The organism is Celeribacter sp. ULVN23_4 (assembly GCF_054788345.1).
Genome location: NZ_JBTVYO010000008.1, coordinates 49,593 through 62,629, shown reverse-complemented (window position 1 = coordinate 62,629; position 13,037 = coordinate 49,593). Strand labels below are relative to the sequence as shown.

Annotated in this window: 11 protein-coding genes; 6 read left to right on the top strand and 5 right to left on the bottom strand. The window is 60.5% G+C overall.

The features are described 5' to 3' along the window. Nucleotides 1-18: 18 nt before the first annotated feature. Nucleotides 19-1,392 (bottom strand): aminotransferase family protein, encoded by a 1,374-nt coding sequence (locus ACYBHZ_RS15970; RefSeq protein ID WP_460275287.1) that lies wholly within the window; start codon nucleotides 1,390-1,392, stop codon nucleotides 19-21. Nucleotides 1,393-1,585: 193 nt separating this feature from the next. Here ACYBHZ_RS15970 and ACYBHZ_RS15965 point away from each other — a divergent pair, with 193 nt between their 5' ends. Further along, nucleotides 1,586-3,076, top strand: a complete 1,491-nt coding sequence (locus ACYBHZ_RS15965) for an aldehyde dehydrogenase family protein (protein WP_460275286.1) — start codon at nucleotides 1,586-1,588, stop codon at nucleotides 3,074-3,076. Between the two features lie 120 nt (nucleotides 3,077-3,196). Beyond that, nucleotides 3,197-3,997 (top strand): PhzF family phenazine biosynthesis protein, encoded by an 801-nt coding sequence (locus ACYBHZ_RS15960; RefSeq protein ID WP_460275285.1) that lies wholly within the window; start codon nucleotides 3,197-3,199, stop codon nucleotides 3,995-3,997. 159 nt (nucleotides 3,998-4,156) lie between these two features. On the opposite strand, the gene ACYBHZ_RS15955 is transcribed toward ACYBHZ_RS15960, so the two are convergent. Next, nucleotides 4,157-5,641, bottom strand: coding sequence for an aminotransferase-like domain-containing protein (locus ACYBHZ_RS15955; RefSeq protein WP_460275284.1), 1,485 nt, complete (start codon nucleotides 5,639-5,641; stop codon nucleotides 4,157-4,159). A gap of 288 nt (nucleotides 5,642-5,929) precedes the next feature. Between ACYBHZ_RS15955 and ACYBHZ_RS15950 the strand changes: the two genes are divergently transcribed. The 4 genes from ACYBHZ_RS15950 to ACYBHZ_RS15935 all read left to right on the top strand — a co-directional run bounded on the left by ACYBHZ_RS15950 (nucleotide 5,930) and on the right by ACYBHZ_RS15935 (nucleotide 10,338). Further along, nucleotides 5,930-7,063 carry an extracellular solute-binding protein gene (locus ACYBHZ_RS15950; protein ID WP_460275283.1) on the top strand — a complete coding sequence of 378 codons (1,134 nt, stop codon included), beginning with the start codon at nucleotides 5,930-5,932 and terminating at the stop codon, nucleotides 7,061-7,063. Between the two features lie 70 nt (nucleotides 7,064-7,133). Further along, on the top strand, nucleotides 7,134-8,237 hold the full coding sequence (locus ACYBHZ_RS15945; protein ID WP_460275282.1) for an ABC transporter ATP-binding protein: 1,104 nt from the start codon (nucleotides 7,134-7,136) through the stop codon (nucleotides 8,235-8,237). Continuing rightward, the gene (locus ACYBHZ_RS15940) at nucleotides 8,234-9,157 is read left to right on the top strand and encodes an ABC transporter permease (protein WP_460275281.1); all 924 of its coding nucleotides are present in this window, start codon (nucleotides 8,234-8,236) and stop codon (nucleotides 9,155-9,157) included. Before ACYBHZ_RS15945 ends, ACYBHZ_RS15940 begins: the two co-directional genes overlap by 4 nt. Next, nucleotides 9,154-10,338, top strand: a complete 1,185-nt coding sequence (locus tag ACYBHZ_RS15935; protein ID WP_460275280.1) for an ABC transporter permease — start codon at nucleotides 9,154-9,156, stop codon at nucleotides 10,336-10,338. The genes ACYBHZ_RS15940 and ACYBHZ_RS15935 overlap by 4 nt, the downstream gene beginning before the upstream one ends. 188 nt (nucleotides 10,339-10,526) lie before the next feature. Here the strand turns inward: ACYBHZ_RS15935 and ACYBHZ_RS15930 are convergent, their stop codons facing one another. From ACYBHZ_RS15930 to ACYBHZ_RS15920, 3 genes are read right to left on the bottom strand one after another with little or no spacing between them, the layout of a single operon-like run. Then, nucleotides 10,527-11,315: a creatininase family protein gene (locus ACYBHZ_RS15930; protein ID WP_460275279.1), complete on the bottom strand. Its 789-nt coding sequence runs from the start codon at nucleotides 11,313-11,315 to the stop codon at nucleotides 10,527-10,529. Beyond that, complete coding sequence (locus tag ACYBHZ_RS15925) at nucleotides 11,312-12,238, bottom strand: isopenicillin N synthase family dioxygenase (RefSeq protein ID WP_460275278.1); 927 nt, start codon at nucleotides 12,236-12,238, stop codon at nucleotides 11,312-11,314. Before ACYBHZ_RS15925 ends, ACYBHZ_RS15930 begins: the two co-directional genes overlap by 4 nt. A 3-nt stretch (nucleotides 12,239-12,241) precedes the next feature. Continuing rightward, a complete protein-coding gene (locus tag ACYBHZ_RS15920) occupies nucleotides 12,242-12,862 on the bottom strand; it encodes an NAD(P)H-dependent oxidoreductase (RefSeq protein WP_460275277.1) in 621 nt (206 codons plus the stop codon). Nucleotides 12,863-13,037 lie beyond the last annotated feature (175 nt).

The following is a 13,037-nucleotide window of genomic DNA, read 5'->3' as shown; positions in this document are numbered from 1 at the left end:
AACTGTTGTGGTGCGATCTTACATCGCAGCCGCAACCGTGGTCAGCGCATTGTCGACGGCGGTCAGGATCTCGTCGATGTCATCGGCGGTGGAGATCAGTGCGGGCGAGAAGCACAGCGTGTTGTTGAAGCCCGGCAGCGAACGCATGGTCGCGCCGATGATCACACCTTGCTTGTCGCACTCGGCGACCACAGCCTGCACCAGTTTCTCGGCGAGCGGTTCTTTGGTGTTGCGATCGGCCACAAGCTCCGCCCCGCAGAACAGGCCCAGACCGCGCGTGTTGCCGATCAGTTCGTGCTTGTCTTCGAGGGCGGCTAGACCGTCCAGAAGACGTTTGCCCATCACCTTGGTGTTGTCGAGAAGGCCCTCTTCCTCGATGATCGCCACGTTCTCAAGCGCGGCCGCCGGACCGCCGGTGCAGCCGCCGAACGTGGAGATGTCGCGGAAGTGGTTCAGCGGGTCTTCCGGCGCGTCTTTGAACATGTCGAACACGCGATCCGTAGTGAGCATCACGGCGATGGCCGCATAACCGGAGGCGACGCCTTTGGCGGTGGTCACGAAATCCGGTTCGATGCCGTAGTTCTGATAGCCGAACCACTCGCCCGTCCGGCCCATGCCGCAGACCACTTCGTCGATGTGCAGGAGGATGTCGTATTTCTTGCAGATTTCCTGCACCTTCTCCCAGTACCCTTTCGGCGGGGTGATCACGCCGCCGCCAGCGGTCACCGGCTCAAGGCAGAGTGCGCCCACGGTGTCCGGGCCTTCGCGCAGGATGATCTCTTCGATCGCTTCCGCTGCGCGCTCGCCGTAATTCTCGACATCCCACTGTTTGCGGTACTCAAGGCAGTGCGGCACTTCGACGAAGCCGGGCACGAAGGGGCCGTAGTGGGTGGCGCGTTGCTGCTGGCCGCACGCGGAGAGCGTGGCCACGGTGGTGCCGTGATAATCGCGGTCGCGGTAGAGGATTTTCGACTTCTTGCCGCCGTGCCGCTGCGCCGAAATCTGGCGCACCATTTTGAAAACCTTTTCATTGGCTTCCGATCCGGAGTTGCAGTAATACATGCGGCTCAGACCCGGTGTTTTCGAGGTCAGAACTTCAGAGAATTTCGCGGCCGGGATGGAGCCTGCGGAGCCCGCGAAATAGTTCATTTTGATGAGCTGATCGCGCACGGCATTGGCGATACGTTCCCGGCCATAGCCGACGTTCACCGTCCAGACCCCGCCGGACACGGCATCGAGAAACTCGCGCCCGTTCTGGTCCCAAACCCGCAAGCCTTTGCCCTCGACGATGATACGCGGGTCACGGCTTTCAAGCAGCTGGTGTTGGAACATGTGGTGCCAAACGTGGGCGCGATCGGCCTCGATGATGGCGGTGAGATCATTGTCGTGCATTGCAGGAGACTCCAGTATTTCCGTTTGAGTAAAGCACCGCATCCTTGCGAGGCCTATAGGGCCAGTGCTTTTGTTTTATCGGGCCAGAACTTTTTTATATCATATGGTCAAAAAATGAGCGCAATTTTCTGGACTCATTCTTTTGAAATGCTGGTGCCTTTGCGGCGAGGCGTTTTCGGGCAATGGATGCCTCATGACCTATGCACATTCCCTCCCCACCGACCCGCAGGCCGCCATCGCGGCCTATCGCAACCTCAACCTCGTGGGCGGGGCGCGTGTGCCTGTTGCCGCTGGCCTCGATGTTCTGAATCCGGCGACCGGCGCGCTGCTCGGCTCGGCGGCGGCGTCGGGTCCGGCGGAGACGGATGCGGCGGTACAGGCGGCGAAAGCGGCGGGGGCGGCATGGGCCGCGATCCCGGCGCGCGAGCGTGGCAAACGTGTCGCCGCTGCGGGACGCGCTCTGACGGAGAATTTCGAACTGGTGGCGCAGGTGCTGGCCCGCGAGACCGGCAAGGCGATCCGCACCGAATGTCGCGGCGAGGTGAAGACCTCCGCCGATATCCTTGAATTCTATGGCGGTTTGGGCTCCGAGCTGAAAGGGGAGACGATCCCGTTCAGCCCGCGCATGTTGACCATGACCACCCGCGAGCCTCTCGGCGTCGTTGCCGCCATCGTGCCGTGGAACGTGCCTCTGGTTCTGATGATGCTCAAGATCGCCCCCGCTTTGGTGGCGGGCAACACGGTCGTGGTGAAAGCCTCCGAGGACGCGCCCTTCGCGACCTATCTGGCGGCTGAGATTGTGATGCAATTCCTGCCTGAGGGCGTTTTGAACGTGATCAACGGCGACGGCGCGAACTGTGGCGCGGCGCTGACGGCGCATCCTGACGTGGCGAAAATCACCTTTACGGGCTCCGAGGAAGTTGGCGAGATCGTCTACAAGGCGGGGGCCGAGCGCATCGTGCCGGTCTCTCTGGAACTCGGCGGCAAATCCCCGATGATCGTCTGCGCGGATGCGAAGCTCTCAAAAGCCGTCCCCGGTGCCATCGCGGGCATGCGTTTCACCCGTCAGGGCCAAAGCTGCACCGCGTCGTCCCGCATCTATGTCCACGAAAGCCTCTATGACGATTTCCTTGCCGCGCTTTTGGCCGATCTGAATGCCCTCAAGATTGGCGATCCGCTCGACGAGACGACCGACATCGGCACGATTATCAACGCCAAACAGGCGAAGGTGGTGTCCGATTACGTCGCTAAGGCCGAAGCAACCGCCGGCGCGAAGGTGATCCGTTGCGGAGAGATGCCCGAGGATGGCGCGCTCTCGCCCGATCTCTTCGCCATGCCGACGCTCTTGCTCGACCTGCCCGAAGATCACCCCTGTCTGCGTGATGAGATTTTCGGCCCGGTCGCCGCGATCCAGAAATGGTCCGACTATGAGGACGTAATCGCCAAGGCCAATGACAGCCGCTACGGCCTCGCCGCGTCGGTCTGGACAGAAGATCTCTCCACCGCCCTCGACGCCACCTCGCGCCTCAATGCGGGCTATGTGCAGGTGAACCAGAACCTCACGATCCAACCCAACGTGTCTTACGGCGGGTTCGGGCGTTCGGGGCTGGGCAAAGAGGCGTCGCTGGAGGCCATGCTCGCGCATTTCACCCGCTCGAAGACGATTGTGATCGCGATGGATTGAGGGGGAGGCTAGGTTGGGCGACATGAGCAGACAGCGGCGGAAGTCGGCTTTGAGCCCATTGCCGCCGGTCGGCGACTTCCTCTATACATCGAAAATCCGTTCTCAACTTCAGGTTTCCCCATGCGCATGTATCAGGTCGATGCCTTCACCGATCAGCTTTTCGCTGGCAATCCCGCCGCCGTTTTGGTGCTTGAGGACTGGCTTTCTGATGATCTGATGCTGGCCATCACGCAGGAGAACAATCTGGCCGAGACTGCCTTTGTCAAACCTCGCCAAGATGGCGCATGGGATTTGCGCTGGTTCGCCCCTGCACATGAGGTGGATTTCTGTGGGCATGCCACTTTGGCAACGGCGCATATCCTGTTCACGCAGCAGGGTGCCGATTCCGATCTAATATTTCATACCCGTGTAGGCGAACTCAGGGTATCGAAAGAGGCGCGGAGTTACCGCCTCGATATTCCCCGCTTGGCCCCCGAAGCCATCGAGAGCCTGCCGTTTGAAATTGCGGATATTTTCTCAGTGCCCTTCGTTGGTATGTTCCGGAACTTCGAGAACATCTTCGTTGACCTTGGCAGTGCCGAGGCTGTCCGGAACTTCGTGCCCGATCTGGCCGCAATTTCTAGGCTAGGCTCTGTCGGCTTGGTCGTAACAGGGGTAGATGCTGACGATGCTCCGGCAGATTTTGTCTCGCGTTATTTCGCACCCGGCGCGGGTATTCCCGAAGATCCAGTCAGCGGGTCCATCCATGCAACGCTTGTGCCCTATTGGGCTGCAAAGCTGGGGCGGGACAGGCTGATGGGCTTTCAGGCTTCGGCGCGTGGTGGGTGGCTGGACTGCGAGTTGACCGAGCAGAGAGTGTTTCTGTCAGGCAACGCCGTCACGTTCATGGAAGCTACTATTCTCATCCCTCGGGCGGTCTGATCCGAAAGGCGGCTTCAGTCCCGCAAAGCAGTCCTTCATCCTCCACTACATCACAGCTCAGGGTCTCGCGGTGCATCGATAACACGGCCCTTCGAATTGGGCCGACCCATGCCCGACAAAAGTCCGACAGATGTCCGACGCTTTGCCGACAGCCGAAATTTAGCTTTTCGGCCCCTCGCGGACCGTTTCAATCGCCGCATTCAGCTCCGCAATGCCGGGCGCGATCTTGTCGAGATCAATCGCCCCGAACCCAAGTCTGAGGCGATTGCGCGGCGCATTTTCGCGCAGGTAATGCGGCGTGCCGTCCTCGACCAGAACACCCCGTGTTTCGGCCTCGGTCTTGACCGCACCAGCGTCCAGATCATCGGGCAGGGTGATCCAGACACCCGATCCGCCCGTGGTCATTGTCATCTCGCAGCCCGGCAATTGCCGGTCGATCTCGCGCAGCATCACCCGCCATTTTTCCGCCATTCCCCGGCGGTGGCGGCGGATATGCGCGTCGTAATGGCCTTCGGAGAGAAACAGCGCCATCGCCCGTTGCGCCAGCGCGGAAGGGTGGCGATACATCAACCGCCGGAGCACCCGAAGTTCGCGGATGATCTCGGGATCGGCAGCGATGAAGCCGAGGCGGATGCCGGGAAACAGCGGCTTTGTCAGCGATCCGACATGGATCACGCGTCCCGTACCGTCGAGCGCTTTGAGCGTCGGATGCTGAGCGCCGACGAAGTTCAGTTCGTGCTCATAATCATCTTCGAGAATGAGGAAATCCTGTTTCGAGGCGGCTTCCAAAAGCGCCAACCGCCGCTCCATCGGCATGGTGATATTGGTCGGGCTTTGGTGCCCCGGCGTGACATAGACCATATCGGCCCCGCTCAAATTCGGTCCGGATTTAAAGCCTTTGCGGTCCACGGGCGAGGGGATGACCGTCGCGCCTTGCGCTGTGAAAATGTTGCGGGCGTCGACATAGCCGGGGTCTTCGACGTGAATGACGCGCCCCGGCGCGAGGCAAAGCTCGGCCACCATCCAGATCGCGTTTTGCGCGCCGACGGTGATCAGAAGCTCATCCGGTCCGGCCCGAAACCCGCGCTGCGGTAACACGCGGCGGGAGATTTGTTCCAGAAGCAAAGGATCGTCGCTATCAACCAGATCGTCGGCCCATGTGCCGACATGGCGTGAGGTGCCCGCGCGGCGCAAACAATCGCGCCAGCGCGCGACCGAGGTCTCGTCGCGGCCGACCTGACCGTAGATGAACGGGTAGGGAAACTGCCGCCAGTCGGGGCGTTTGGCGATGTTGAGCTGTTCGGTGAACCGGCGGGGCAGAAAACGTGAGACGTCGGGAAGCGTGCCTTCGCCGATCTGGCGGCGCGGCGGCGCGACGTTGAGTTTCTCGCGCACGAAGTTTTCGTCGATGAAATACCCGCGCCGGGGTTTGGCGGTGATGAACCCATCCTGATGCAGGCGTTCGTAGACGATGGTGATCGTGTTGCGCGACACTTTGAGCGTCTTGGCGAAATCGCGCGAGGAGGGCAGCGGATCGACCGGCGAGAGCGCGCCATCGAGGATTGCCTGAATGAGGCGTTCCTGAATCTGATGTTGCAGCGAAGCGCTCTGATCAAAGGGCTGTTCGAAATAGCGATCCAACATGGTTCTCTCTCATGAATTCCGGGCATGAATTCCGGCGTCTCAGCGGCGGCCATCGAGGCCGTTTCGATCCTGTCCGGTTCCTGCCCGGATACGGGCATAGCGCTCGCCTGAACGCCACTCTATTGTGCAGCACGAAAGGCGACAGAGGGAATCCCCCTCTGGCACCATAATTAGGGTCTTCTGGCTCTAAAATGTGACAAACAGCGCCCCCTAGGCTTTTGCAGGCGCGGCATGGGCCTTAGTCCGGGCTGCGACGACACAAAAACAAACACGTTCACGGGGAGTGACATGACGACATTCAAATCCAATAAAGGCCTGAAGCGCCGTTCTTTTCTGAAAGGGACCGCAACGGTTCTCGGCGGTCTGGCCGCACCGGCCGTGGTAAGCCGTCAGGCGCTGGCATCTTCGGGCGAGATCAACGTGATGATGTGGTCCGACTATCTGCCGGAGAGCTTCGTGTCGGCGTTCGAGGGTTCCACGGGGATCAAACTGAACTTCACCGGTATCGGCTCCAATGAAGAGATCATCAACAAGCTGAAAGCCACGAATGGCGAAGGCTTCGACATCGTGTCGCCGACCGTCAACCGCAACCTTCTGTGGGCTGAGCTTGGCCTGCTGCAACCGTTCGACATGACCAAGATCGACATCACCAAGGTCAACCCGGCCATGGCTCTGGGCGAGAAGCACTGGGACTTCGGTGGTTGCTGCTGGGTGCCGCATATCTGGGGCACCGAAGGGGTTGCCTGGCGCACCGACATGTTCACCCCGGCGGGCGAGTTCCCGTCCTATTACGACATCTGGGACGATGCCAACGCAGGCAAAACCATGGGCCGTGGTCACTCCATGCTGCTGGGCCTTGGCCTCGGTATGGAACGTCTCGGTATGCTGGAGCCGGGCTCCATGTGGGCGGCTTATGAGACGCCTGAGAAAATGACCGAGGTCTGGACCAAGGTTGTCGAGCACGCGATTGAAAAGAAAGGCAATATCAAGCTGATCTGGAACGACGCCGACACCCAGAAGAACGGTCTTCTGAACGAAGGTGTCATCGTTGGTCAAACTTGGGATGGTCCGCCGATCGCTCTGAAAAACGAGGGCGAGCCGGTCATGTACCGCGCGCCGATCGAAGGCGCGATGGCTTGGGTTGACGGCATGGCGATGCCGACCGGCGCGAAAAACATCGAACAGGTCTATGCCTTCATCGACGCTTGCTACAACCCGGAGTGGGCTGGTGAAGCGATCAAGACGCATGGCTACAACTCTCCGGTTCTGGGCGCAGACGCCTACGGCGGCGAAATCTATGCCAAGAACTTCGCCGACGCCTATCCGGGCGACGCTTTGGCGAACCTGAACGCATGGCCGGCCGAGGCGCCGTGGTACTCGGAAATGCGCACCGAGTTCACCAACAAGTTCCTCTCAGCCTAATCCCGATCAGGCCCCGCCGTGCTGACGTGCGGGGCCTTTTCATATCCAGATCATCAAAACGAGAGGCAACATGCCCGACACCCTCCCAGATCGCTCCGTCCTCCTCGACCATGTCACGATCCGCTTCGGCAATTTCACCGCTGTGGACAACGCAAATCTCAAAATCAATTCCGGCGAATTCTTTTCCTTCCTCGGTCCGTCCGGCTGCGGCAAAACCACCATGCTGCGCTGTATCTCCGGCTTCTCCGAGCCGACCGAAGGCAAGGTTCTGATCGGCGGCAGGGATATGGCCGGTGTCGGCCCGAACAAACGCCCGACCGCGCTGATTTTCCAGCATCTCGCGCTCTTCCCGCTGATGACCGTGGCCGAGAACATCGCCTTCCCTCTGGAAGTGCGGGGCGTGTCGAAGAAAGAGCGTCGCAAGAAAGCGGACGAGCTTTTGGAGATGATCGCGCTGCCGGGGATTGGCGACAAGAAACCGGGCGAGCTGTCGGGCGGTCAGAAACAGCGCGTTGCGATTGCACGCGCTTTGGCGGTGGAGCCGGATATTCTTCTGTTGGACGAACCTCTCTCCGCGCTCGATCTCAAGCTGCGCCAGCACATGCGCACGGAGTTGCGTGCGATCCAGAAACAGGTCGGCGTGACCTTCATTTACATCACCCACGATCAGGGCGAGGCATTGACCATGTCGGACCGTGTGGCGGTGATGAGCCGTGGCGTGATCGAACAGGTGGGCGAGCCGGATCGCATCTACAACCGTCCGCGCTCCGCTTTCGTGGCGTCTTTCGTGGGCGAGAACAATGCGTTGCAGGGCGTCATCAAGGGCCAGTCCGGCGAGACGGCGGCGCTTGAGACCCCGATGGGCACGTTTGAGGCCCGTGTCGGCGGTGGGCGCAAATATAAGGCTGGCGATGAAGCTCTGCTCTTCGTGCGCCCCGAACAGCTTATTCCCGGCGCGGCCGAGAACGCGTTCCAAGCGACCCTCGCACGTCAGGAGTTCGAAGGCGCGACCAACCATGTCTTCGCCAAAGCCGGAGAAAGCGAATTGCGCATCTCTATGGTGAATGCAGGTCTCGCAGGCAGCCTTCCCGGGCAGGGCGAAAGCCTGTCTCTGGGCTTTGCGCCGATGAACGGCACCATCCTTCCGGTCGGGCATATGGCGTCTGAATCATGAAACAGTTGAAACTTGCCTACACCACCTTGCTCGCCAAACACGGCATGGGCGCGGCGCTCTTTATCGCCATCGCGGTGACGCTTTGGGTCGTCGTGTTCATCACCCTGCCGCAGCTTTCGATGCTGGATTATTCCTTCCGCTTCAACCTGCCCGCCGATCAGCTCGGCACCGAGGCGGATCACTACACGCTGGAGCAATACCGCAGCTTTTTCTTCAATAACGATGGCTCGGTGAACACGCTCGACATCATGATCCTTGTGCGCACGCTGATCGCGGCGCTGATCGTGACGGCGATTGATGTGATCATCTGCTATCCCATCGCCTATATCCTCGCGCATGGGGCCAAGGGCGTTGCGGCCCGTCTCATGGTGATCGGGCTGATCATTCCCTATTGGATCAACGAAATCCTTCGGGCCTTTGCGTTCCGTGTGCTGTTCGGATCGACGGGCGTGGTGAACACTTGGGGGATGCAGCTTGGTCTTTGGGATACGCCGGTGGATTTCATTCGGGCCGATGTGGCGCTCTATTGCGGGCTGGCCTATGCGTACATCCTTCTGATGATCTTCCCAATTTACAACGCAGTTGAAGCGCTAGATCACACGCAGGTCGAAGCCGCCCGCGACATGGGCGCGCCCCTGTGGCGGGTGCATTGGCGCGTTGTTCTGCCGATGGCAAAACCGGGCATCGCCTCTGGTGCAACTATGGTCTTCATGCTGACCGCCGGGGCGCTGGCTGCGCCGCAAATCTTGGGCGGGCCGTCGTCTCTGTGGTTCACGCAGGTGATTTATCAATGGTTCAATGAAAGCTCGAACTGGCCCAGAGGCTCGGCCTATGCCGTGGTGCTTCTGGTCACCTGTATCAGCTTCGTGCTTCTGATGATGCGCGTGTTCAAGGTCTCCGTCGGGGAGATCGGCAAATGAACAGGAATACACTTTTCGGCGGCGCTTACGCGATCGCGTTCTTCTCCTTCCTGTTCGGTCCCCTGATCATCATGGCGGCCACTGCGTTCAACTCGTCGAAATTCCCGCGCGTTGCGCCTTGGGAATGCTTTACGACCAATTGGTTCGGCGAGCTGTTCGGCAATGCCCGCCTGATGGAAGGCTTGCTGAACTCCGTGATCATCGGGGTTGGCGTGGTGGCCTTGGCCGTGCCCATCGGGTTGGCGGGGGCCTTGGCGCTCTCGGAGCTGCCCTCCAAGCTCCGCTCGATGCTCTACACGGTGCTGATCCTGCCGATCCTGATCCCGGGTGTGGTGCTCGGTATTTCGACCATCGTTCTGTGGGGGCAAATCTCGCGCGGGATGGGGGCGGGATTCCTCTATAACGGGTATTTCCTGACCATCGTCGGTCAGATCACCTTTATCTCCGCCTATGCCATGCTGGTCTTCATCGCGCGTCTTCAGCGTTTCGATGCGACCCAGACGGAAGCGGCGCTGGATCTGGGGGCGACGCCGGGGCAGGCGTTTCGCAAGATCCTTCTCCCGTTCATGGCGCCTGCGATTGGCTCTGCGGCTTTCATCACGCTTCTGGCGTCTTTCGAGAACTACAACACCACCGTGTTCACGGTTCTTTCGGAAAGCACCTTCACCACGGCGCTGGCCTCCAAGGTGCGCCTTGGGACCGATCCGTCTCTGTCGGCTTTGGCGGTGATCATCATCACGATCACTCTGGTCGGGGCTTTGACCAATGAGGCCTATCAACGCCGCAAAGAGGCAGAATCCGGTGGCCGCGCTTCGCGTTCGCCGCTCTATGTGAACCCGGTGACACGGGCGCTGACCCATCCGGGCGTGGTCTTTGCCATCCTCGTCGCGGTGATCGGTGGGATTTCCTATGCGGGCTCGCGTCATGACAGTTCTGTCTGTGAATCTGCAATCTTGCAGGAAAAACTCGACCGTCAGGAAGCGCTGCGCGCCGAGCAACGCAAGAAGATCGAAGCGCAGGAGGCGGAGCAGGGCGTGACCGTGCCGAAACCCGACAGCGCTTTTGGCGGTGCTTTTGGAGGCGTGGGGGGCAGCGCTCCGGCACCGGCTCCGAAAGCGGAAAGCCCCTCGGCTTTCGGTGGGGCGTTCGGCGGGATTACCGCGCCGAAAACTGAGGAATGAGAAAGGGGGCCAATTGGCCCCCTTTTTCTTCGCCCGAATAGCACCGCAGGTGCCGGGCGAGCGCCTGCCCGTTCCGGCGGGCTGGCGCTTTTCGGCGTCTGACGTCGTCTCAATGGACTACGGATTTGGCTGGCATAAACTGCACTGCTCAAAGGTTGGCGCGCCACCCCACGGGCAGGCGCTCGCCCTCACTCCGGGATCGTCCGAGCGTAGCCTGCCGTTGAGAGATCGCGAAACTTTTTCAGCATGTCGACAAAACCCGCCACCTGATGCGCACAGGTCGCAGCACCCTTTTCAGCCGTTGCCAGATGCGCCTCGCCCACGGTGCCTTTCGGGTTCAGGTCTTTCGACACCCACGCAAGGTTCACCGGCCCAATCGGAGAGATCGGTGCGGTCTCTGCGGTGGAGCGGAAGTCCTCGGCCTTGGTCATATCCACCAGATGCGGTTTGAAATGCAGCATTAGAGAGGTCTCAAGATCACCGCCGTGGATGCCGTAGCTGCTTTCCTGCGCGCTATACATGCCCTCCGGCTTGCCGAAATTGCCCCATTGGCATTTCACGACCAACATTCCCGCCTGCACGCGCAATTCGCGGCCCAGAATGGAGATCAGATCAAGGTTGCCGCCGTGGGAATTGACGATCACCATCTTCTTGAGACCGGCGCGGGCCACGGAAAGCCCGATCTCGGTCCAGGCGTCGAGCGCGGTTTTGGCCGTATAGGTCAGCGTGCCCTTGGCGTGGATGTGTTCATTCGATTTCCCGACCGCCTGAACCGGAAGGATCAGGATCGTCACATCCTCAGGGCAGGTGGCGCGGAGTTGGGCCAACATGCCTTCGTTAATATAGGTGTCCACGCCCACCGGCAGATGCGGGCCGTGTTGTTCCACGGCGGCGGTCGGCAGGATGACGATGGTTTTTTCAGGATCGAAATCGGCGAATTCCGTGGTGCGGAACTCGGCCCAATCAAAGCGTCTCATTTCACTTCCTTCGGTGTGTAGGTCGCATCCAGTCGCGACCGCAGATAATCAGCCCCGCTGACCGCCGGGTATTTCGGCGCGCCGGTGCCGGGCAGGGCGTCGATGACGCTGTCCGGGTTCGGGTCGAGGAAAAAGGCGATGGAGCGGCGGGCCTGTTTCGGAGGCAGCACCCGGTGCGGGGTCGAGACGTAAATGTCATTCGACCAACGCATCAGGCAATCGCCGATATTGACGACATAAGCGCCGGGCATATGCGGGACATCGATCCAATCGCCCCCACGCGGTTTGACCTGAAGCCCGCCGACACCATCCGTCATCAGCATTGTGACCGAGCCGTAATCCGTATGCGCCCCCGCGCCGATGCCTTCTCCATCCGGGGCCGCCGGGTAGGAGAGGACGCGCAAGGTCGCCATTGGTTCGGTGAAATGCGGCGGGAAGTAGCCTTCGGGCAGGTCCAGATCCATCTCGAACGCGCGGTGAAGCGCGACGGAGAGATGCAGAACGGCGTCGTAGTAATCGAGCATCGTGTCGCGAAACCCGTCGACCTCGGGCCAGACATTGACGCCGCGAAACGGTTCGCCCGCAATGACGCGCGGATCATCGGCGGGCAGGTCGAACCCGACGTTGAAGGCTTCCTTGCGGTCCATCTGGCCGGATTTTTCGTCCAGTGCCTCGGAACCCTGACAGGCCCAGCCGCGGTTGTGCGGGTTGTTGCGGATATCGATCTTGGATTTTTCCGCAATCGGACGGGCGAAGAATTCGTCGCCCTTGGCAAAGACGTCCGCAATCAGGTCTTCGGGGATGCCATGACCTTTGATGAGGAAAAAACCGGTGTCGCGACAGGCGTGGCCGAGGTCTTTGACAAAGCCCTCCACGTCCGAGCCGGAGGCGAAGCGTTGCCAGTTGAGAACAGGAATTTCCATGTTTTACGATCCTTTCGGCAGAGGGGCACCAATCAACCGGTCGAGCCGTTTTTGCACCTTTGTAAGGTGTTTGGCACGGCTCTCAGGTGTCGAGCTGTCCATCAGGAAATGCGCGGCGAATGCGGTTTTGCAGCGTTTGGCGAGGATCACCCGCAGCCCGCGCATCAACGTGCGTTTGCCCGGCGCGCCGACGAAGAACGTCAGCCAGCGAGAGGCCCCGCAGGTGGTGAAGACGCCAAGCTTCTTGATATGGGTGAGACCCGGTTTGATATCATCGCCGAAGTTTTCCGGCATGATGAAGGCCACGCCCGAAACCATCGAGCGGTCCAGCCAGCCCTTGAGCATCGCCGGAAGGCCATACCACCAGGTCGGATAGATGAAGATCAGGCTGTCGCACCATTCAAGATCGGTGCAATCGCGGTCCACCAGCGCGCGGTTTTCCGGGACGTTCTCGTAAATCTCGTGCTCATGCGCGGAGAGCACGGGATCGAAGCCTTCTGCATAGAGATCGCGGAGCCGATATTCGACCCCCGCGTTCTCAAGCCGCGACATCACAAGGTCTTTGATCCCGTGATTGAACGAGGTGTCGCGCGGGTGACAATAAACGACGAGGGCGCGTTTCATGAATGAAGCTCCCCTGCGCGGAATAAAGGCCGCAGGCCGCCGCGCGATCGCCTGACTTGCCCGAGGGCAGGCGATTTTGCGACGTCGCAATCATGCGTGTGAGACGCCCGGATTTGGCTGGCATAAAGCACGCCAGTCAGAGGTTGGTTCGCCCGCCCCAGGTCAGACGACCGTG

Coding starts and splice junctions, on each gene's coding strand:
- ACYBHZ_RS15945 (WP_460275282.1), top strand. CDS start 7,134: ATGCCCGACACCCTCCCAGATCGCTCCGTCCTCCTCGACCATGTCACG.
- ACYBHZ_RS15930 (WP_460275279.1), bottom strand. CDS start 11,315: ATGAGACGCTTTGATTGGGCCGAGTTCCGCACCACGGAATTCGCCGAT.
- ACYBHZ_RS15960 (WP_460275285.1), top strand. CDS start 3,197: ATGCGCATGTATCAGGTCGATGCCTTCACCGATCAGCTTTTCGCTGGC.
- ACYBHZ_RS15965 (WP_460275286.1), top strand. CDS start 1,586: ATGACCTATGCACATTCCCTCCCCACCGACCCGCAGGCCGCCATCGCG.
- ACYBHZ_RS15920 (WP_460275277.1), bottom strand. CDS start 12,862: ATGAAACGCGCCCTCGTCGTTTATTGTCACCCGCGCGACACCTCGTTC.
- ACYBHZ_RS15970 (WP_460275287.1), bottom strand. CDS start 1,392: ATGCACGACAATGATCTCACCGCCATCATCGAGGCCGATCGCGCCCAC.
- ACYBHZ_RS15925 (WP_460275278.1), bottom strand. CDS start 12,238: ATGGAAATTCCTGTTCTCAACTGGCAACGCTTCGCCTCCGGCTCGGAC.
- ACYBHZ_RS15955 (WP_460275284.1), bottom strand. CDS start 5,641: ATGTTGGATCGCTATTTCGAACAGCCCTTTGATCAGAGCGCTTCGCTG.
- ACYBHZ_RS15950 (WP_460275283.1), top strand. CDS start 5,930: ATGACGACATTCAAATCCAATAAAGGCCTGAAGCGCCGTTCTTTTCTG.
- ACYBHZ_RS15940 (WP_460275281.1), top strand. CDS start 8,234: ATGAAACAGTTGAAACTTGCCTACACCACCTTGCTCGCCAAACACGGC.
- ACYBHZ_RS15935 (WP_460275280.1), top strand. CDS start 9,154: ATGAACAGGAATACACTTTTCGGCGGCGCTTACGCGATCGCGTTCTTC.